The sequence below is a fragment of the Streptomyces gilvus genome (assembly GCF_022513565.1).
GTDB classification, from domain to species: Bacteria; Actinomycetota; Actinomycetes; order Streptomycetales; family Streptomycetaceae; genus Streptomyces; species Streptomyces gilvus.
Genome location: NZ_JAKWBE010000054.1, coordinates 1 through 18,435, shown reverse-complemented (window position 1 = coordinate 18,435; position 18,435 = coordinate 1). Strand labels below are relative to the sequence as shown.

Genomic DNA, 18,435 nt, shown 5'->3' with positions numbered 1-18,435 from the left:
CGCCGGACATAGGCGCTGCTGTCGGCGGGGTTGTCGGTGCCGGAGTCGCGATCTTTACGAGCAGCTATGTCAACAATGGCATAGTAAAAGCCTTTGGGTAACTCTAGCGGAAGAGGCTGACGGCCTTGGGATTCGTTATTCTGGTCTTCTGGCTGGGTTCGGCGGTGTTTGCGCTGTGGCGAGCATGGAAACTTTGGCGAGATCCGCAGTACTTTAATCAGATAGTTCAGCAGGTTTCGGTCTCCGGCTTCAAGCCGGAGACACGTCGAGGCCTGGTCAGAGGCTGGATTCCCTTCGCAGGCGGCTTGGCTGCCATGGCTCTGGGGTTCCCTTTCGTCATGACTGGCACCGCAGCACAAGGGGTGGCCGTGCTGCTGGTCGGACTAAGCCTCATGGCAATATTTGTTGTTGGCGTGGTGCTTCAACTCTCCGTCGCTTGGTTCAATCGGCCGCGATGGTGTGTTCCTCCTTATCTCCGCAATGAGACAGGCTCCTGGTCAGGGACTCGTCGATAAAACAGCCTCAACCTCGATTCTTCAGCGGTGTGACGGCGTCGCCGTGTGCGGCTGGTTGCCCGTTATGTCCCTTGCTGTGCGCCAATTCGCATTGATGTCTACGGTGGAGAGTAGCGCTCCGATGCCCATGATTTATTCAACCGACCCTGACTTCCGGGTATGCCGACTGGACTTCGGTACGCTACTCGAGATCCAGTTGGCGGCGGAGGCGCGCGGCTGGGCGACGCGATGGAGCTCAATCGAAGCACTCCGCAGTCAAGTAAAGGAAGAGCCCGTATTCCTGCAGTCGCTGATGCGCGAGGAAAGAGCAGGGGTCGTGCAGGCATATCGATGCCTTTTGCTATTCTCGACCATGGATAGCACTAGTGCAGGAGGAATGACTACCATCGATCTCGAACCCGCGAGATTCGAATCGCTAGAGCGCCTTGATCGAGACTCCGATGTTCGGAAAGCTTTTGTTCGGCTATTCTCCCTCGCGACAGGGGGTATTTCGACAGTATCGAAAAAGTGAGGGTGCCCCGCGAACTATTAAAATGTCGGCTCTGAACTTAGAAAAAAGAGAAATGCATTACGCCGCGGGTCCAGCTGAGCTTTTTATCGGTTCAGGTGACAGATGTTGGTGACCTTGCTGGACTCAAGGGTGACCTAGGTTCGAATCATGGGACCTTTATGGGGATCGGATTATGATTAATTCAAAGCTGGCTGTTTTTGTGGCCGCCCTCTCGTTCATCGGGACTCTTTCTGCTTGTGGTTCATCAACGTCCCTCAGTAGCGAATCTAGTGGATCGAAAGTCATTTCAGCGCCGTCCGCTTCAGCTTCGACATCCACGGCGGCGACGCGGTCGCTTTCCTTGGCCACGCTCAAAGCGGGACTCCTCCACGCAGGTGACCTGCCGCACGGTCCGTTCATGGTGGATGACCAAGGGGGCACCAATCCCGGCGGTGTGTTCAGTGCCCGGCACAGCGTGGTCAGCGACGAGCCTCCCATCAGTGGTCCGTTTGGAATCATCACGAATGCGGACTCACAGCCGTGCGCACGGTTGCTCAGTGCGATCGGCTACGGGGTAAAGGCGCCAACAGCCGACGCTTGGGCTGAGATCGGCATGGTCGGACCGGGCGGTGCGTCCTTGCTGGAGGAGACCGTGGCCGCCTATCCGAGGGGTGTGGCAGCCGAGGTCGTGTCTGACGTCGCGGCCGCCGGTTCGACATGCCGGGCCGTCTCCAGCAGGCGCGCGAACGGCGCCGCAATATCCGAACCGAAATCTCTCATAGTTCCCAGGGTGGGCGATTCAAGTGCCGGAATCGAATGGCCTGCGAGCAGTGGCGGAGACGCATCCAGCAATGTGCTGGCAGTTGTACAGGTCGGAAACAGTGTCATCCAGATACAAGGGACGTTGCTCTCGTCGTCAAAGGCGAGCGAGTTCGATCGGACCCTGCTGGACCGGGCGATGGTGAAAGCCGTGGCAAGGCTCCGAGCTGCAAGCTAGCGCTCATTGCGTCGCGATGCTCTGTCAGAGCGTCGATTTACACTGCGGTCGTGACCGAAGACGAACTGGTGGAGGCGATCCGCAACGACGTCTTCCATCGCGACGTTCCTCGCCCTGCGACGCGTGAAGCTGTCGCCGAGACCGAGGCCGCCTGCGGGTACCCCCTGCCCCCACTGCTCGTACGTCTGCTGACGGAAGTCGCCAACGGCGGTTTCGGGCCACGCGGAGCCGCAGGGTCTTTGCGTGTAGTCGATTCGTCTGATTGGTCAGGTGATTCCGAGGGTTGTCGGGCGCCGTTGCGGGTCGCGGGCGGTGCCCTTCTTGATCACCTGTCCGGTGGCGGTCACATGAAGTGATCGGCCGTCGGGGATTGTGGCTTACTGCTCCACCGACGGCGCCGAACCAGGCAGGGGCCGGCCCGCTGACTCCGTCATGAACCAGGCCGCGATTCCGCCGATCACCGCCGCCGCCATCATGTAGTAAGCCGGCATCATCATGTTGCCCGTCGTGCTGATCAGGGCCGTGACCGCCAGGGGGGTCGTGCCGCCGAAGAGGGAGACCGAGATGTTGAAGCCGATGGAGAGGGAGCCGTAGCGGACGCGGGTGGGGAAGAGGGCCGGGAGGGCGGACGGCATCGCGGCGGTGAAGCAGACCAGGAGGAGGCCGAGGGCGCCCATGCCGAGGCCGACCGCGGCGAGGCTGCCCTGGCGGATCAGGAGCAGGGCCGGGATGGAGAGGGCCAGGAAGCCCGCGCAGCCGGCGGCGATGACCGGGCGGCGGCCCACGCGGTCGGTGAGGGCGCCCGCGAAGGGCTGGACGATCATCATCAGGGCCATCACCGCGAGGACGACGAGCAGGCCGTGCGTCTCGTCGTAGTGGAGCTCACTGGTGAGGTAGCTCGGCATGTACGACAGCAGCATGTAGTCGGTGACGTTGAAGACCAGCACCAGGCCGACGCAGAGGAGGAGGGCCCTCCACTGGGTCGTGATCATCTCGCGGAGGGGGACCTTGGGGCGGTTGGACTCGGTCTTGGCGACCTCGGCGGCGAAGGCCGGGGTCTCCTCCAGGCGCATGCGCAGGTAGAGGCCGATGATGCCCATCGGGCCCGCGATCAGGAACGGGACGCGCCAGCCCCAGGCCACCAGGTCGTGCGTGGAGAGCAGGGCCGTCATCAGCGTGACCAGGCCCGCGCCGCCGATGTAGCCGGCCAGCGTGCCGAACTCCAGCCAGCTGCCCAGGAACCCGCGCCGCTTGTCCGGCGCGTACTCGGCGATGAAGGTCGACGCGCCCGCGTACTCGCCGCCGGTGGAGAAGCCCTGCACCAGCCGGGCCAGCAGGAGCAGCAGCGGCGCCCCCACGCCGATCGTCGCGTACGACGGGATCAGGCCGATCGCGAACGTGCCCGCCGCCATCATGATCATCGTCACGGCGAGGACCTTCTGCCGCCCGATCCGGTCGCCGAGCGGCCCGAAGACCATGCCGCCCAGCGGCCGTACCAGGAAGGCCGCGGCGAAGGCGCCGAAGGTCGACAGCAGCTGGGCGGTCGGGTTGCCGGACGGGAAGAACACCTTGCCCAGCGTCACCGCGATGTAGCTGTAGACGCCGAAGTCGAACCACTCCATCGCGTTGCCCAGCGCGGCGGCCTTCACGGCACGGCGGACCAGGGCGGGCTCGGTGGCGGTGACCTCACGGGATCGGGTGGGTGCGGACGGGACGGCGGCTGTGGCGGTGGCCAAGACTTCGCTCGCCTGCCTTTCGTAGGGGACAGCGGCAGGGCCCACGCGGCGGCGTCGGCGGCGGGCCGAAGAGCGACCATAGGCGCACGTGTCGCCCTCACGGGTCGTACGCAAGTCGTTGCACGGTGCATCTAAATAGCGGCTACGCAGGTGTGTCCGCCCGCCGTCCCGACCTTTTCGCGGGCTTTACCTGTGATCCATCTCGCTCCCCCCTGAGCAACCCCACCCCCCGCGGTCTATCGTCATCCAGACAAGAGGAGGTCGGACGACAGGTGAAGCCGGGGTAGCCTGCGTCTTCCTCAGGGGGCTGAAAGAAACAATGGGGCGGGAGGCCGACGAGGCGTGGCGAACGTGGAGCATGGCGGGCGACCGGCAGAAGCCCTCAAGGCGACGGCTGCCGACGTGGTCAGGGGACGCCTGCGCGCGGCCCGCCTGGGCCTGTGGCTGGTCGCGGCGGTCCTCGCCGTCCGCCAGGTGGCCGTCGTCCTCAGCACGCCCAGGGGCGAGCGGCTGACGGATCTGGAGACCTGGGTCGGCCCGAACGGCGTCCTGCACGTCAAGGGGTCGCTGTACGACTCCACCCAGTTCACCGGCACCCCCTTCGGCGGCCTCGTCCTCAAGCCGCTCACCCGCGCGGCCGAACAGGCCCTCGGCTGGGGCTGGACCTTCGGCACCCTGCTGCTGGTGGTCGCCCTCGGCCTGGTCGCCGCCCGCGCCCTGCCCCAGCCCGTCAGCCGCCGCACCTCCCAGCTCGCCGCGCCGGTCGCGATCAGCCTGCTGATGCTCTCCCTGCCGGTGCGCAACGCCCTCTGGCTCGGGCAGATCAGCATCCTGCCGGTGCTGCTCGTGCTGGTCGGCTGCTTCGTCGTCCGGGGTCAGCGCACCAGCGGCCTGCTGATCGGCCTCGCCGCCGCCCTCCAGCCGACCGTGCTGCTCTTCGCCCCGCTGCTGTGGTTCACCGGCCGCCGCCGGGCCGCCGTGTCCGCCGGACTCACCTTCGCCGCGGCGACCGCGCTGGCCTGGGCGGCGCTGCCGCACGACTCGTACACCTACTGGGTGCACCACATGGCCGGCACCGGCCTGGGCGGCAAGGCGGACGACCTCGCCAACCAGTCCCTGCACGGCGCCCTGCTCCGCCTGGACCTCACAGGCCCCCTGGAGATCGCCCTCTTCTTCGCGCTCGGCACCGCCGTCGCCGTCCTCGGCGTCCGCCGGGCCGTCCGCTACGCCCGCGACGGCCAGCTGCTGCTCGCCGTCGCCGTCACCGGCTGCGCGGCGATCGCCGTGTCCCCGACCACCTGGCAGCACCAGCTGCTCTGGGTGCTGCTCGCGGTCGTCGGCCGGGTCGGCAAACGGGCCTCGGACCGGTACGTCTGGCCGGTCGCCGTCGTCCTGGTGATGACGCTGCCCGCGAAGATGATGCTGCCGAACATGTCGGCGATGGACCCCCTGCGCGACAACGTCGTCCTGCTCGCGGCCCTCGCCGCGGCGACCGTGGTCCCGTTCCTGTCGCGCACCTCGCCCTACTACCAGTCGCCGATCCCGACCGAGTACGCGGAGCCGGCCCCGGCGCGGCTCCGGCGCGTGCCGCTGGTGCCCCAGCTGCGCCGGGTCCTGAGCCGCCCGAACCTCCTGCTGGAACTGCTCCTGATCCGCGTCACCTACGCCGCCTACCAGAAGGTCAGACTCGCGGCGACCGGCGGCACCAACGCGGGCGGGCGACCGCGCGCCGAGGCGCACGGACACCAGATCCTCGACATCGAGCGGTTCCTGCACATCGACATCGAGTACACCGTCAACCACGCGGTCGCGAAGATCGACTGGCTGCGCGCCTTCTTCGGCTTCTACTACGAGTCGTTCCACTTCGTGGTGCCGCTGACCGTCCTCGCCGTCCTGTACTGGCGCCGCCCGGTGGACTACCGCTGGGCCCGCTCGGCCCTCGGCTTCGCCACCCTCCTCGCCCTGGTCGGCTTCTGGCTCTACCCCCTGGCCCCGCCGCGCCTGCTGCCCGGCCTCGGCATCATCGACACCGTCCACGGCGTCCAGGACTTCTCCAAGCCGGACTACGGCACCCTGACCGCCCTCACCAACCAGTACGCGGCGATGCCCTCGCTGCACTTCGGGTGGTCGCTGTGGTGCGGCGTGGTGATCGCGGTCATGGCGCCGAAGTGGTGGATGAAGGCGCTCGGCCTGCTGCACCCGTTCTTCACGGTCTCCGCGATCGTCGCGACCGGCAACCACTGGGTGCTGGACGCGGTGGGCGGCGCGGCTGTCGTCGGCGCCGGTTTCGGGCTGACGTACCTGCTGCAGGGACCGCGGGCGCGTACGGCCGTGGCGCTCAGCGCCGATCCGCCTCACGAGGCCGTTGCCGCCGGTCTCGGGGGAGGCAGGAACGGGGCGTAGGGGGGATGTTCCTGCCTCCCTCGAGACCCGCGGGACGGGCCGGCGGCTCCGGGAGGCCGCCGGCCCGAGATCGTCAGCCCGCCCGCACCTGAAGGTGCTTGACGCCGTTGATCCACGAGGAACGCAGCCGGTCCGGGTCCTCGACCAGAGTCAGGTCCGGCAGGGCGTCGGCGATGGCGTTGAAGATCAGGTCGATCTCCAGGACCGCCAGGGACTTGCCGAGGCAGTAGTGCGGGCCTCCGCCGCCGAAGCCGAGGTGGGGGTTGGGGTCGCGCAGGATGTCGAAGGTGTCGGGGTCGGTGAAGACCTCGGGGTCGTGGTTGGCGGCCGCGTAGAAGATGCCGACCCGGTCGCCCTTCCTGATCTGCTTGCCGCCCAGTTCCACGTCCTGGGTGGCGGTGCGCTGGAAGGCGTTGACCGGGGTCGCCCAGCGCACGATCTCCTCGGCCGCCGTCTCCGGCCGCTCCCTCTTGTACAGCTCCCACGCCTCGGGGTGGGTGAGGAAGGCGTGCATGCCGTGGGTGATGGCGTTGCGGGTCGTCTCGTTGCCCGCGACGGACAGCATCAGCACGAAGAAGCCGAACTCGTCGGAGTTCAGGTTCCCCTCGTCCTCCGCCGCCACCAGCGTGGTCACGATGTCCCTCGCCGGGCACTGCTTGCGCTCCGCGGCCATGTTCATCGCGTACGCGATCAGCTCGGCGGCCGACTGCGCGCCGATCTCCTCGGTGATCGCGTACTCCGGGTCGTCGTACGCGATCATCTTGTTGGACCAGTCGAAGATCTTCGCCCGGTCGTCCTGCGGGATGCCGATGAGCTCGGCGATGGCCTGGAGGGGCAGTTCGCAGGCGACGTCGGTGACGAAGTCGAAGGGACCGGAGCGGGCGCGGGCCTGCGCGGCGATGGCCTGCGCCCGCTCGCGCAGCCGTTCCTCCAGCGCCCGGATGGCCCGGGGCGTGAAGACGCGCTGCACGATCTGGCGCACCCGGGTGTGCTCCGGCGGGTCCATGTTGAGCAGGATCAGCCGCTGGGCGTCGATCGCGTCGCGCTGCATGGTCTCGTGGAAGCGGATGATCGCCGTGTTGAGGTACGAGGAGAACAACTCGGGGTGCGTGGAGACGTACTTGACGTCCGCGTGCCGGGTGACGGCCCAGTACCCCTCGTCCTGGAAACCGGCGACGTTGCCCGGCTGGGCGATCCAGCGGACCGGTTCGGCGCGGCGCAGCTCGGCGAACTCCGGCAGGGGCACACGGGCGTGCAGCAGATCGGGGTCGGTGAAGTCGAACCCGTCGGGGAGAGCTGGACAGGGCATGGGGACTCACTCCAGCCGGTTTTCTGACGGACCATCAGGTTTGCCGTGAAGGTAGTAACGGGTTCTACAAGAGGCAAGGGGTACGACACCTCGAATTGTGTGCACGACCCTTGCGGTTGAGGACGCCCTGTCAGCAGACTGCACTCAGAACTAGAACACGTACTAGTTCAGCGTGGCGGGGCCGGCCGGGACGCCCCCGCGCCGCGCGGGTACCGGAGGAGAGGATCCCCCATGGCCGCGGAACCCGTGATCGTCGAAGCCGTACGCACCCCGATCGGCAGGCGCGGCGGAGCGCTCGCCAACCTGCACCCCGCCTATCTCCTGGGCGAGACCTACCGTGAACTCCTGGGCCGCACCGGCATCCCCGCCGACGCGGTCGAGCAGATCGTCGGCGGCACGGTGACCCACGCCGGCGAGCAGTCCATGAACCCCGCGCGCACGGCCTGGCTGACCGTGGGCCTGCCGTACGAGACCGCCGCGACGACCGTCGACTGCCAGTGCGGCTCCTCGCAGCAGGCCTCGCACATGGTGGCCAACATGGTCGCGGCCGGCGTCATCGACGTCGGCATCAGCTGCGGCGTCGAGGCCATGTCGCGCGTCCCGCTCGGCTCGGGTTCCAAGCACGGCCCCGGCAAGCCGTTCCCCGACGAGTGGAACGTGGACCTCCCCAACCAGTTCGAGGCCGCCGAACGCATCGCGCGCCACCGCGGTCTGACCCGCGAGAACGTCGACTCGCTCGGCCTCATCTCGCAGGAGCGGGCGGCCGTCGCCTGGGCCGAGGAACGCTTCAAGAAGGAGACCTTCGCCGTCCAGGTGCCCACCACCGAGGACGAACAGCGCGCCGGACAGGGCATGTGGCGGCTCGTCGACCGCGACGAGGGCCTGCGCGACACGTCGATGGAAGCCCTGGCCGGCCTGAAACCGGTCATGCCCACCGCCGTCCACACGGCGGGCAACTCCTCGCAGATCAGCGACGGAGCGGCGGCCATCATGTGGGCCTCCAAGCGCATGGCCCGGGCCCTCAAGCTGCGGCCCCGGGCGCGGATCGTAGCCCAGGCACTGGTCGGCGCCGACCCGCACTTCCACCTCGACGGCCCCATCGACGCGACCCGCGCGGTGCTGGGCAAGGCCGGCATGACGCTGAAGGACATCGACATCGTCGAGATCAACGAGGCGTTCGCGTCGGTGGTGTTGAGCTGGGCGCAGGTCTTCGAACAGGACCTGGAGAAGGTCAACGTCAACGGCGGAGCGATCGCGCTCGGGCACCCGGTGGGCGCCACCGGGGCCCGCCTCATCACGACGGCCCTCCATGAACTGGAGCGCACCGACAAGGAGTTCGCGCTCATCACGATGTGCGCGGGCGGCGGGCTCGCCACCGGCACGATCCTTCAGAGGCTGTAGACGGGCGGGGGCGGGGCTGGTCTTCTTGCTCAGCTCCGACCGTCACGCAAGAACGAGGCTGGCGGCGCGCCCCTACGGGCGCGCCTTCCCGCACGCACAGAATGCCGAAAGCTCACCGGCCCCGCGCTTCCGCCATGGAATGGGGAAAGCGCGCGGCCGAGAAGGCCATTGCGCCTGCCGGCACCATCCACGGCAGCACCTTGACGGCGAACCGTCCCGCTTCGACAGCCGGGTCGGCCTGCATGAGCTGCAGGGCCCGCTCGGGACCGGTGTTGAGGATGGTGAGCCCTCTGAAGGTCTCGTCGTCTTCGCCGAGCAGCGGGCCCGCTGCCAGCAGGTGACCGGACTCGTGGAGATCGGCGATGTGGGCCATGTGCGCGTCCTGCAGCGCAGCGGCGGCCTCCTCGTCGAGCTTCGGCGCGTCCGGGCGAAGAACGAGAAGGGCGACAGTGACGGTGTCGAAGTCCATGCAAGGGAGGGTAGGACTCAGCACCGACACCGCACGTGTCCGAAGACGGCCGCACGTGCACCCGCAACTGGCCTTCGGCCTTCGCGTGAACGGGGAGTACACAGGTACGTTTCTGGGCACCGCGCCGCGGAGGTGGGCTCCGGCCCGTGATGGTCGCGAGGACGCGGGCCGGGGCTGCCGGCGGCTCCGCCGCAGGGCGCGGCTCCGGCCCGCCCGATGGGCCATTCCCGCGCTGCCCGATCAAGCAATTGAAGAAGCGCGGCGCGCGTCTGGCGGGGCGGGAGGTGCCGCGCCGGCTCTACCGGCCGATCAGTCCGACGAGGTTGGTCGGGGCGGCCTCGTCGGACTGATACCGCTGGTGGGGACGGCCTGTGCCGGGCGGGGCCAGGGCCGGGAAGATCAGCCACCCTCCGTCGGGCCGGCCCGGATCGCGGACCGGCCTTGGGAGCGCAACCGAGCGGGGCTCACATGATCGAAGGATCAGAAGCGGTTGATGTGGATGAAGTTGTCGGGCCACCGCACTGTCCACGGCCCGTGCCCGTTCGAGGTGTCGACGGCGCTGGAGCCCCTCGCGAAGTGCAGCGTCGAGTACCGGCCGTCCTCGCGCAGGTTGTACTGCTCGATGTCGATCGACCCGTCGCCGTGCACGGCCCGCACGATGGCGACGTGGCCCGCGGCCATCCCCCCGCCGACGTTCCACTGGGCGACCGACCCCGGTGTGGGTGTGTGGTCCATGCGGACACCGGTTTGTGCCGCATAGCTGGACCAGTTCGCGGCGTCACCCCAGTCACGGTCGACGTTGATCGAGTACCGGGCGTAGTCGGACGGCACCGCGTTCGTGGTGGGGACCTGTCGGCCCCCACTGTTCTCATAGATCTTCCAGGCGACGAAGGTGACGCATTCGCGGTTGAGGCCGAACAGGTTGGCGAACGCGTCCTTCCCCTGGTTCTTCCAGGCGGCGGGGTAGTCATCGCCAAGGTGGATCGAGGGATTGGTGTTGCAGTGGGGTATGCCCGGGGAGTAGCCGTCTGCTCCCTGCGCGGGGGTGGTGAGGAAGTGGTCGTACACCCAGTTGCCGTCGCTGAGTTGGTCCCAGGTCCGGCTGTTCTGCCAGGGAAAGGTTCCGCCGTCGCCGAGGTCGGTGCCTCCGTCGTTCACCTGGCACACGACGTCGACGGCGTCACCCTCGTGCAGCCAGCGTACGAAGTGATTCGTGGCGGGCTGGCTCTGCACGGCCAGGGTGCCGTCCGTGCCCTGCACCTGCACCCTGGAGACTGTGGCCGCATGGGCCGATGCGGTGGTGGTCAGTACCAGGGTTCCGGCAGCGATGGCCCCGGCGGTGAACAGCCGGAAGGCGGCGTCGAACTGTCTCACGACATCTCCTTTGACGGGGCGGCGGTAGCCGCCCCGGTCGAGTGGGGTGGTTGGTCGGTTCGTGTGAGGTGGGGCTTCGCACAGCGCGCGGAGGCGGTGATTCCGGCAGCCTCGGCAGCTGTGCGAGTCGGAGCAGGCCGGGTCAGCAGGAGCCCTGCTGCCAGAACCGCATCCCGTCGGCGGCGATGTACAGACCGACGGCTCCACGATTGTCCAGCTGGACGGTCAGGGAGCCGTCGCCGCCGGTTCGGTAGGTCCCCAGCGGGGCCCAGTCGTTGGTGACGGGGTTCTCGTCGACCTGTGCGCGGCTGGTGTGTCCGCCCGCGCTGACTGTGTAACCGGCGTTCGGATTGTTCGAGTGGTTGTCCGGGACGAACGCGTCGACTCTGTAACAGGCGTCCGGCGTCAGCCCGACGGCGTTCCAGGTGGCGATGGCCGGCGGGGGCGAGGTCTTCGGGCCCGCGAAGGTGGGCGCCCACAGCATCGTGCCGAGTTCCCCGTGGCCGGCTTGGCTGATCCAGGCCCCGGTCGCCGAGAACCGGCCGCTGGGGGAACCAGGTCCGGCGACCTGAAGGCCCGGTGCGCCGGCGTAGTGGTACTCGGTGGAAGCCGGCGGGGCCTCGGGCGGCAGGGGCTTTCCGTCGGCTCCGGTGGCGGCCCCGTCGCCGATGTGGGCGAAGCCGTCCGGCCATGGGATGTGATAGGTGGCTCCGAAGCTGGTCTCGGTTCCGCCTCCGGCCGGGAGATGGAAGCGCGAGTACTCACCGTTCACGTGGAGGTTGTAGTTCTCCACGGTGATCGATCCGTCCGGGTAGACGTCGTCCACGTAGCCGACATGGCCCACGGGCCCGAGATGGCCGTTGGCCCAGATGACGATCGCGCCGGGCACAGGGGTGCTGTCCACGCGCCAGCCGTGGGCGGGCGCGGTGACCGGCCAGTCCCCCGCATTTCCCCAGGTGTCCTGGTTGACGCTGCTGATCGCGGAGTCAGGGGGACTCCAGCCTGGCGCAGGAACCACCGTGGGCGTCGGTGCGGCACCGGCTCCGTGCAGGTTCTCGTACGCCTTCCACGCGACGAAGGAGTCGCACTGCCCGTAGAACTCGCGCCACGGGTCGGTGCCCTGGTCCTGGTGCTCGAACTGGCCGAGGGTCTCCCAGGGATAGTCGTTGCCTATGTGCCGGGCGCGCCCCGGCACCGGCGTGCCGATGGCGCCACGGGTGTGCGCCTGCGACGCGTGTGCCGGGGCCGGGGAGGCGTCGGCCCGGGCGGCCGGTACGAGGAGGAGGGAGACCGTGCAGGCCGCCGCCGCGGTCAGTGCGGGGACGCGGCGGCGCGCCCGGAGTAAGCGGGAAATGAGGTGGGCGAACAATGAGTGCCCTTCATCTGGGGAAAAGACGGGGGTTCGGTCGTCTCGCTCGCCGGGCCCTGGCCGGCACAGGCGGCTCCGAGGTGCCGAACAATCTGGCACGGTCCACGCGCCGGTGTCATGAGAGGAAAACGCACGACACGCTGTCTGTGAGCGTTCTGCCACGGTTCAGAACGGTGGGAGGATGCGGGCCCCGCACCGTGTGGGGTGAACACACCACACGATGTCGCGAGTTGTTCGGGTACGAGCCGCCTGAATCCCTGACGGGTCGCTACTGGTCCGAGGTGCGTGGAGGTTTCGTGCACGGGGTTTCCGCGTGGCCGGTGACGTCCCCGGGTGGTAGGGCGACGGCGGGCCCCCGAGTCGGGTGCGGCGCGGAGACCGTCGCCTCCGCCTTCAGACAGCCGCGATCGGTCCGGAGCATGTTGCCGTACACGGACAGCCCCAGATACGGCGCCTCGTACCGTAGGGTTCGTCCGTCGGACGGCCGCACGAGTCGAACGGTGACCCTGGCCCCGGAGAGCTGGGTCATGCCGGCGCCGGGCTCGAAGCGGGTCCACATGGCCCCGCACGCGGGTGCATGCCGCAGCCAGACGGATCCGAGGAAGAGCCGGTCGGGTCCGTACAGGTTGACGCTGGCCACCGTACTGACGCCGGTCCGGTCACAGCCGGTGTCCTGGGGGTCGGTGTCCTCCGTGATCACCTGTGGCGACGGCGAGGCGGTGGCCCGGACGTCACGTGCCCGCTCTGACGCGGGCGCCCGCGTCAGAGCGGGCACCGTGAAAGCGCCGGCGACGAGAAGCAGCGCTGCACCACCGACGAGCATCAACTGGCGCCGCCGCCCGACCGGCCCTGCGTCAGTGGGCCCGGGTGCCGATGGCTCGGCCTGGTCCGCCTCGGACGACGGGGCGTCCGGGAGGGCGGCCGCCGGGCGTTGCTCGTGGGCGTGGACCGCCGCGCCGACTTGGCGCCATCGTTCCTCCCAGCCCGCCGGGTCGGCCTCGCACGCCGTGACATACGCGAGGAGCACCGGAAGCGTGGGCAGCCGTCGCCCCGACTGCGCTTCGGACAGAGTGCTGGCGGAGTAGCGGGCCTTCATCGCCATCGTCCGAAGCGGCGGGTTTCCCGCGGCGCGCCGCACCGCCCGCAAGTCGGCGGCGAGCTCCGACAGTTCCTCCACCTCTGCCACCACCGGCCTTGTTCGCCGTCCCATGAGCGCTCCCCTGTACGGACTTTGTCGTTCGTCCTCGGGCGCCGGTTCCCCGCACAGAAACAACGAGGAGATACTCCTCCCCACGCGCAGCGCCGTTGTAGGAGCGGCAAACCCTAGTGCAGCGGCCGCGGGCCGTCATGGGCCTGTACCGGGACACCGAGGGCTGAGGCCCATGGACGGTGGAGCGGACCAGTGAGGAAGGAAGATCGCGTGGGGGCAGGAACCAGAACGTCCTTACGGCGGTGGCCGGTCAGTCCGTACCGTTCCGCGCCGGACGCGGTCGGGACGGAGCCGCCGAAGACGACCGCTGCCCTGCGCGCCGAGCGCACGCTCACCCTCACGGCCGCGTTGTTCCGCGCGACGGGCGTCCTGCAGGTACTGATCACAGTCGTGTCCCACGGGGGACAATCCGCTCACCGGAATGGGGAGCTGGCCCTCGCCCTGGCCGTCTGCGCCGAGAGCCTGCCGCTGGCTCTGTACTGGCTGCGGCGGCGGAGGATCGCGCCGGCCGCCGTCAGTGCCGACATCGCCTTCTGCGTCGCGGCGCTCGCCGTGAACGCGGCGCTCATCTCCCCGGAGGACGCCCTCACGTGGGCGTTCTTCATGTACGGGTTCACGATCCTGTCGTCCATCGGCATCGGTGTCGCCTACCGGCGCTACCGAACGGTGCTGGCCGCCACCACGGCCCTCGCCGCCGGATACGTCGTCTCGTCCTTGTTCTTCGGACTGGAGCCTCCCTGGAACGCGGTGCCCGACACCCTGAGCTACTACGCCGACACCTCGGTCACCTGGCTCGTCGCGCGCGAATTGCGCCGCTCCGTCCGGGAGCAGGACGCCATGCGCGCCCGGGCCGTCGCCGACGCGGCAGCGCTGGCCACCGAACGCGAGCGTCTGCGGCACGCCCGTGTTTTGCACGACCGCGTACTGCAGACCATGGAGACCCTCGCCCGCGGCCCCTGGATCGACGACGAGCAGCTGCGCGTCCACGTCGCCACCGAGGCGGCGTGGCTGCGGGCACTGGTGCGCGGTGACCCGGTCGACCGGGACGACGATCTGCTCACCGCGCTCCAGACGGTCGTGGCCCGCTCGGCGGGAAAGGGCTTGGACGTCCAGTTCATCGACAGCTCACTGCGCCGGCAGGAGAGCCTCCGCGGCGCCCTGGACGCGGCCGTCGTCGGTGCGCTGTGCGGCGCGGTGGAGGAAGCACTGACCAACGTGGTCAAACACGCCGGTGTCCGCCGGGCCGTGGTACGTGCCGCAGTCAGCCCGACTCTGCTGATCGTCAGTGTCGTTGACGACGGCCGGGGCTTCGTTCTCGCGTCGCAGCCGGTCGGATGGGGACTGCCCCAGTCCATTCGCCGTCGGCTGGAGGAGATCGGGGGCAGCGTACGGATCGAGACGGCGCCCGGAATGGGCACGATCGTTGAACTCGCTCTGCGTCTGCCCCGTCAGGTGCCCGGTACCGAGGCCGGAGCCTCCTGTCCGGCATGAGGGGTGGCACAGGCGTGTCTCACGCGGGGCGCCGTCAGGTCAGACGTCCCCGAAGTGCCGCAGCGCGGCCCGCGTCAGCTCCGCCTTGTTGTGCACCTGGAGCTTCGCCCGGATCCGCTCGACGTAGGTGTTCACCGTGGCCACGCTCACTCCCATCCTCGTCGCTGCCTGAGCGTGCGTGAAACCCTCGGCGATCAGGGCGAGGGCCTCCTCTTCCCGCGGCGACAGCGGTGCCACGGGCACGCCGCGCCGGGTCACCGGTGCAGGGGAGGTCTTGGCGCCGCTCAGCTCGGACTGGAGCATGTCCGCCAGGTGCGCGGAGAGCGCGAACCCGCCCGCCGCGACGGTCCGTACGGCCGACACCAGCATCACCGGGTCGGCCAGTTTGGTGACATACCCGCTCGCCCCCGCTTGGACGGCCCCGAGCACATCCGACGGGCGCGCGGACGCGGACACGACCAGAACCTTCATGAGGGTCGTCAACTCACGGATGGCTGCCAGACACGGCTCGTCATCGGCGTGGTAGAGGTCGAGCAGCAGGACATCGGCGTCCAGCCCCTCTTCCAGCGCCTTGAGGACGTCCGCGGGCGAGCCCGAGGCCAGAACGACCTCGATGTCGCCGACTTCGTCAAGAATGGCGGCGATGCCCCGGCGTGCCAACGGGTGGTCGTCGACGATGACTACCTGGATCATCCTGCCCTCTGTCCCTGTGTAGCCCATACCACATCCTCGCATCCTGGCAACCGGCCCGGGGAATCCGGGTGCCGCTCGTCGCGCTGTCCTCCCTCAGCCGCCCGGGCAGGGCGCGATGCCGGGCGAGTAGCCGTTGGCGCCGACGGCGGGAGTGTTCAGGTACCAGTCGTAGACCCAATTCCCGTCCGAGAGCCGGTCCCAGGTGGTGAACGCCCTGCCGTTCATGGTTCGGCCGTCCACCTGGTCACCGTGATTGGTCTGGCATGACACGTGCAACGTCGCCCCGGCGGGGGCGAAGGTCATGACGTGGTTGGCGTGGGGCTGGGACTGCACGGCCAGGCCGGCCGAGTCCACACCGGTCACCTTGAAGGGTGTGCCGGACTCCGAGCCGGGCGCCAGTGCCTGCAACTGGTTCACGGCCCCGTTGAAGAGGTCCAGATCCACCGAGCCACGCACCCCCGGCACTGAACCGTTGTCGCTGTGCTGCCAGAAGGTGTACGACGTCCAGCCCCCGAACAGGGAGGGGGCGGCGGTGTTCCACTCCGCGACCCACAGCGAGTTGGTGGCGGCGAAGTCGCGGCTGTTGCCCAGGCAGCTCACCCAAGTGTCCGGGTTGGTGTAGATCAGCGCGGCCTGCCCGGTACGCCTCTTCACCTCCTGGACGAACCCGTGGACGTAGCTGATCCACACGCTCGGCGAAACGCCGTTGCAGCGGCCCAGGTTGGTGTTCTGCTCCACGTCGATCATGGGCGGCAGAGAGGTGCCGTCGGCGGTGTAGTGGATCTGGTCCAGGAACCAGTCCGCGTGTGTGGCGCCCGGCTCGAAGGACGGTTCGGCGAAGAAGTAGGCCCCGCGCAGCAGTCCGGCGTACTTCGCACCGCTGTACTGGCCGGCGAAGGACGGGTTCTGAGCCGTACCGTCAGCAGCACCGACCATGGCGAATCGGTATCCGGCAGTGCGGACAGCCTGCCAGTCGACGGCGCCGTTGGCCTGGGAGATGTCGATGCCGGGTACGGTCGGCGCGGCCGGTTTGGAGAGGGTGACGGCTCTGGCGGGCTGGGCCTCGGCGACGATCGCGGCCGACGAAACAGCCAGGACTGCCGGAACAGCGAGCGCGGCGGTAACTCTGAGAAGGCGGCGGATCGACTGTCCGGGAGATCTGCCAATCATGGGGCGCAGTGGGAACATGCGATTCTCCAGCAAGGACGAATTGTCAGGCGGCAGACGGTGCCGCGGCAGCGATTATGGCGTGGGTCCAGCCCGAAGACGATGTCGGTAAACACGCCCCACAGCGGCAGTTGACGACACGTATCCGTGGGTCGTATCACCCACGAACCGGTGTGGGACGAAAAGCGATCCTGACGATTTATCCGAGTCGCGGAAAACTGTGCGGACCGGCCAGAACCGGCCTTCTCATCCGTCGAGTTCGCGCCCCGTACGGGCCACGGCTCACCGCCCCATCGCCCGAAAGCCCCACCACTTCCACCCTGCGGAGAACCCGTGCGTCTTACGCGACTGCTCGCCAGCACCGCCGCCGTCGCGGCAACCGGTCTCCTGGGCGCCACCGACGCCCATGCGGCCGCGCCTACGGTCAACTATGTCGCCCTCGGCGACTCATACTCCTCCGGCGTCGGCACCACCGACAGCTACCTGGACGGCTGTGACCGGTCAACCGCCGCGTACCCGTACCTATACGCCCAGGCGACCTCGCCCGCGTCCTTCGCGTTCGCGGCATGCGCCGGCGCCACCACCGCCGACGTGGAGAGCAGCCAGCTCTCCACGCTCAGCCCCGCCACCACCCTGGTGAGCATCACCATCGGCGGCAACGACGTCGGCTTCTCCGCCGTCATGCAGGACTGCGTCTTCAAGGACGACTCCGGGTGCGTCAGCGCTGTCGACGGTGCGAAGGAGCGGGTCCAGAACGAGCTGCCCCACCGCCTCGACACGCTCTACACCCAGATCAGGTCCCACGCCCCCAACGCCCATGTCGTGGTCCTGGGTTACCCCCAGTTCTACGACCTGGCCAGGTCCGGCTCGTGCCCTGGCCTGGACACCGCCAAACGCGTCGCCATCAACGACGGCGCCGCCCTGCTCGACAAGCAGATCGCGGCAGAGGTCGTCAAGCACACGAGCTTCACCTTCGTGAACACCGCTCCGTACTTTTCCGGCCACGAGATCTGCGACGCCGCTCCATGGCTGCATTCGCTGACCCTGCCGACCAGCAGCTCCTACCACCCCACGGCCGACGGTCACAAGAACGGCTACCTGTCCGCCCTGGAGTCCGGCGTCTGATCGACCCGTCACATACCCCCTGCCCGGGGCTCCCCCACCCCGGGCAGGGCCGACGTGTCCCGCCGACCGGGCGAATCCAGCCGACACACCATGGCGCCTGAAAAGGTCTGGGGAAAACGAGGAACCGGCATGCTTTCTTCCCAACCGCGCAGCGCGACCACGCCGGAAGATTTGACAGCGCCCACTGGAGACTCGGCCCGCCGCGCGCACCTCACATTGCCGTCAAGCGGAGTCGCTGTACGATCCTTCCGGCGCTTCACGGACCAAGTGCTCCACCGCTGGGGCATTTCAGATGATCCACGAGATTCAGCGGTTTTGATTGTCAGCGAACTCACCGCCAACACCGCTCAGTACGGTCGCGCACTCACAACGCTGTTTCTCGACTGTCCACAAGGCACACTGCACATAGCGGTCAGGGACCACGGTGGCCTCGTGCAGCATCCGCCGCGGGGAGTCGACGCCGATCCTGACGAGCACGGCCGCGGCCTGGGCATCGTCGCGTCTCTTGCGAAGTGGAGCGATGTCCACCACGACGCAGACGGCTGTTCGGTGCGCGTGGGCCTCGTGGTCGGCGCCGGCGATCGTACTCCTTGATGCACGCGGCAGAACAGGCACCGAATCCGAGCGAACGAGAAGGGTCCGTCAGTAAGCTGACGGACCCTTCTCGTAGGACCGGGACCAGCTAG

15 protein-coding genes are annotated in these 18,435 nt (G+C 68.4%); 7 read left to right on the top strand and 8 right to left on the bottom strand.

The genetic code is table 11. From position 1 onward, the window contains the following. Positions 1–1,423: 1,423 nt before the first annotated feature. Both MKW14_RS40085 and MKW14_RS40080 read left to right on the top strand, forming a co-directional pair. Positions 1,424–2,002: a hypothetical protein gene (locus MKW14_RS40085; protein WP_240871559.1), complete on the top strand. Its 579-nt coding sequence runs from the start codon at positions 1,424–1,426 to the stop codon at positions 2,000–2,002. 50 nt (positions 2,003–2,052) lie between these two features. Further along, positions 2,053–2,358, top strand: coding sequence for a hypothetical protein (locus tag MKW14_RS40080; RefSeq protein ID WP_240871557.1), 306 nt, complete (start codon positions 2,053–2,055; stop codon positions 2,356–2,358). A 21-nt stretch (positions 2,359–2,379) separates the two neighbouring features. Here MKW14_RS40080 and proP read toward each other — a convergent pair whose 3' ends face one another. Then, positions 2,380–3,738, bottom strand: a complete 1,359-nt coding sequence (gene proP, locus MKW14_RS40075) for a glycine betaine/L-proline transporter ProP (protein ID WP_240871555.1) — start codon at positions 3,736–3,738, stop codon at positions 2,380–2,382. 342 nt (positions 3,739–4,080) lie between these two features. Here proP and MKW14_RS40070 point away from each other — a divergent pair, with 342 nt between their 5' ends. Continuing rightward, the gene (locus MKW14_RS40070; RefSeq protein ID WP_240871554.1) at positions 4,081–6,141 is read left to right on the top strand and encodes a bifunctional glycosyltransferase 87/phosphatase PAP2 family protein; all 2,061 of its coding nucleotides are present in this window, start codon (positions 4,081–4,083) and stop codon (positions 6,139–6,141) included. A gap of 73 nt (positions 6,142–6,214) precedes the next feature. On the opposite strand, the gene MKW14_RS40065 is transcribed toward MKW14_RS40070, so the two are convergent. Next, on the bottom strand, positions 6,215–7,450 hold the full coding sequence (locus MKW14_RS40065; RefSeq protein WP_240871553.1) for a cytochrome P450: 1,236 nt from the start codon (positions 7,448–7,450) through the stop codon (positions 6,215–6,217). Between the two features lie 231 nt (positions 7,451–7,681). Between MKW14_RS40065 and MKW14_RS40060 the strand changes: the two genes are divergently transcribed. Then, positions 7,682–8,851 carry a steroid 3-ketoacyl-CoA thiolase gene (locus MKW14_RS40060; protein WP_240871551.1) on the top strand — a complete coding sequence of 390 codons (1,170 nt, stop codon included), beginning with the start codon at positions 7,682–7,684 and terminating at the stop codon, positions 8,849–8,851. Between the two features lie 112 nt (positions 8,852–8,963). On the opposite strand, the gene MKW14_RS40055 is transcribed toward MKW14_RS40060, so the two are convergent. From MKW14_RS40055 to MKW14_RS40040, 4 genes are all read right to left on the bottom strand, one after another. After that, positions 8,964–9,320, bottom strand: a complete 357-nt coding sequence (locus MKW14_RS40055; protein ID WP_240871549.1) for a YciI family protein — start codon at positions 9,318–9,320, stop codon at positions 8,964–8,966. A 480-nt stretch (positions 9,321–9,800) separates the two neighbouring features. Next, on the bottom strand, positions 9,801–10,694 hold the full coding sequence (locus MKW14_RS41440) for a CHAP domain-containing protein (RefSeq protein WP_240871548.1): 894 nt from the start codon (positions 10,692–10,694) through the stop codon (positions 9,801–9,803). A 142-nt stretch (positions 10,695–10,836) separates the two neighbouring features. Next, on the bottom strand, positions 10,837–12,063 hold the full coding sequence (locus tag MKW14_RS40045) for a CHAP domain-containing protein (RefSeq protein WP_240871547.1): 1,227 nt from the start codon (positions 12,061–12,063) through the stop codon (positions 10,837–10,839). Positions 12,064–12,331: 268 nt separating this feature from the next. Further along, positions 12,332–13,273 carry a helix-turn-helix domain-containing protein gene (locus MKW14_RS40040; protein WP_240871546.1) on the bottom strand — a complete coding sequence of 314 codons (942 nt, stop codon included), beginning with the start codon at positions 13,271–13,273 and terminating at the stop codon, positions 12,332–12,334. Between the two features lie 210 nt (positions 13,274–13,483). Here MKW14_RS40040 and MKW14_RS40035 point away from each other — a divergent pair, with 210 nt between their 5' ends. Then, complete coding sequence (locus MKW14_RS40035; RefSeq protein ID WP_240871545.1) at positions 13,484–14,764, top strand: sensor histidine kinase; 1,281 nt, start codon at positions 13,484–13,486, stop codon at positions 14,762–14,764. Between the two features lie 39 nt (positions 14,765–14,803). Here the strand turns inward: MKW14_RS40035 and MKW14_RS40030 are convergent, their stop codons facing one another. Next, the gene (locus tag MKW14_RS40030; protein ID WP_240871542.1) at positions 14,804–15,457 is read right to left on the bottom strand and encodes a LuxR C-terminal-related transcriptional regulator; all 654 of its coding nucleotides are present in this window, start codon (positions 15,455–15,457) and stop codon (positions 14,804–14,806) included. 93 nt (positions 15,458–15,550) lie between these two features. Continuing rightward, the gene (locus MKW14_RS40025) at positions 15,551–16,627 is read right to left on the bottom strand and encodes a GH25 family lysozyme (protein ID WP_240871541.1); all 1,077 of its coding nucleotides are present in this window, start codon (positions 16,625–16,627) and stop codon (positions 15,551–15,553) included. 330 nt (positions 16,628–16,957) lie between these two features. On the opposite strand from MKW14_RS40025, the gene MKW14_RS40020 reads away from it, so the two are divergent. Next, a complete protein-coding gene (locus tag MKW14_RS40020) occupies positions 16,958–17,749 on the top strand; it encodes an SGNH/GDSL hydrolase family protein (RefSeq protein WP_240871539.1) in 792 nt (263 codons plus the stop codon). A 129-nt stretch (positions 17,750–17,878) separates the two neighbouring features. Continuing rightward, on the top strand, positions 17,879–18,343 hold the full coding sequence (locus MKW14_RS40015; protein WP_240871536.1) for an ATP-binding protein: 465 nt from the start codon (positions 17,879–17,881) through the stop codon (positions 18,341–18,343). Positions 18,344–18,435: the final 92 nt, after the last annotated feature.

Coding starts and splice junctions, on each gene's coding strand:
- MKW14_RS40085 (WP_240871559.1), top strand. CDS start 1,424: ATGGTGGATGACCAAGGGGGCACCAATCCCGGCGGTGTGTTCAGTGCC.
- MKW14_RS40065 (WP_240871553.1), bottom strand. CDS start 7,450: ATGCCCTGTCCAGCTCTCCCCGACGGGTTCGACTTCACCGACCCCGAT.
- MKW14_RS40060 (WP_240871551.1), top strand. CDS start 7,682: ATGGCCGCGGAACCCGTGATCGTCGAAGCCGTACGCACCCCGATCGGC.
- MKW14_RS40055 (WP_240871549.1), bottom strand. CDS start 9,320: ATGGACTTCGACACCGTCACTGTCGCCCTTCTCGTTCTTCGCCCGGAC.
- MKW14_RS40040 (WP_240871546.1), bottom strand. CDS start 13,273: ATGGGACGGCGAACAAGGCCGGTGGTGGCAGAGGTGGAGGAACTGTCG.
- MKW14_RS40030 (WP_240871542.1), bottom strand. CDS start 15,457: ATGATCCAGGTAGTCATCGTCGACGACCACCCGTTGGCACGCCGGGGC.
- MKW14_RS40025 (WP_240871541.1), bottom strand. CDS start 16,627: ATGATTGGCAGATCTCCCGGACAGTCGATCCGCCGCCTTCTCAGAGTT.
- MKW14_RS40015 (WP_240871536.1), top strand. CDS start 17,879: ATGCTTTCTTCCCAACCGCGCAGCGCGACCACGCCGGAAGATTTGACA.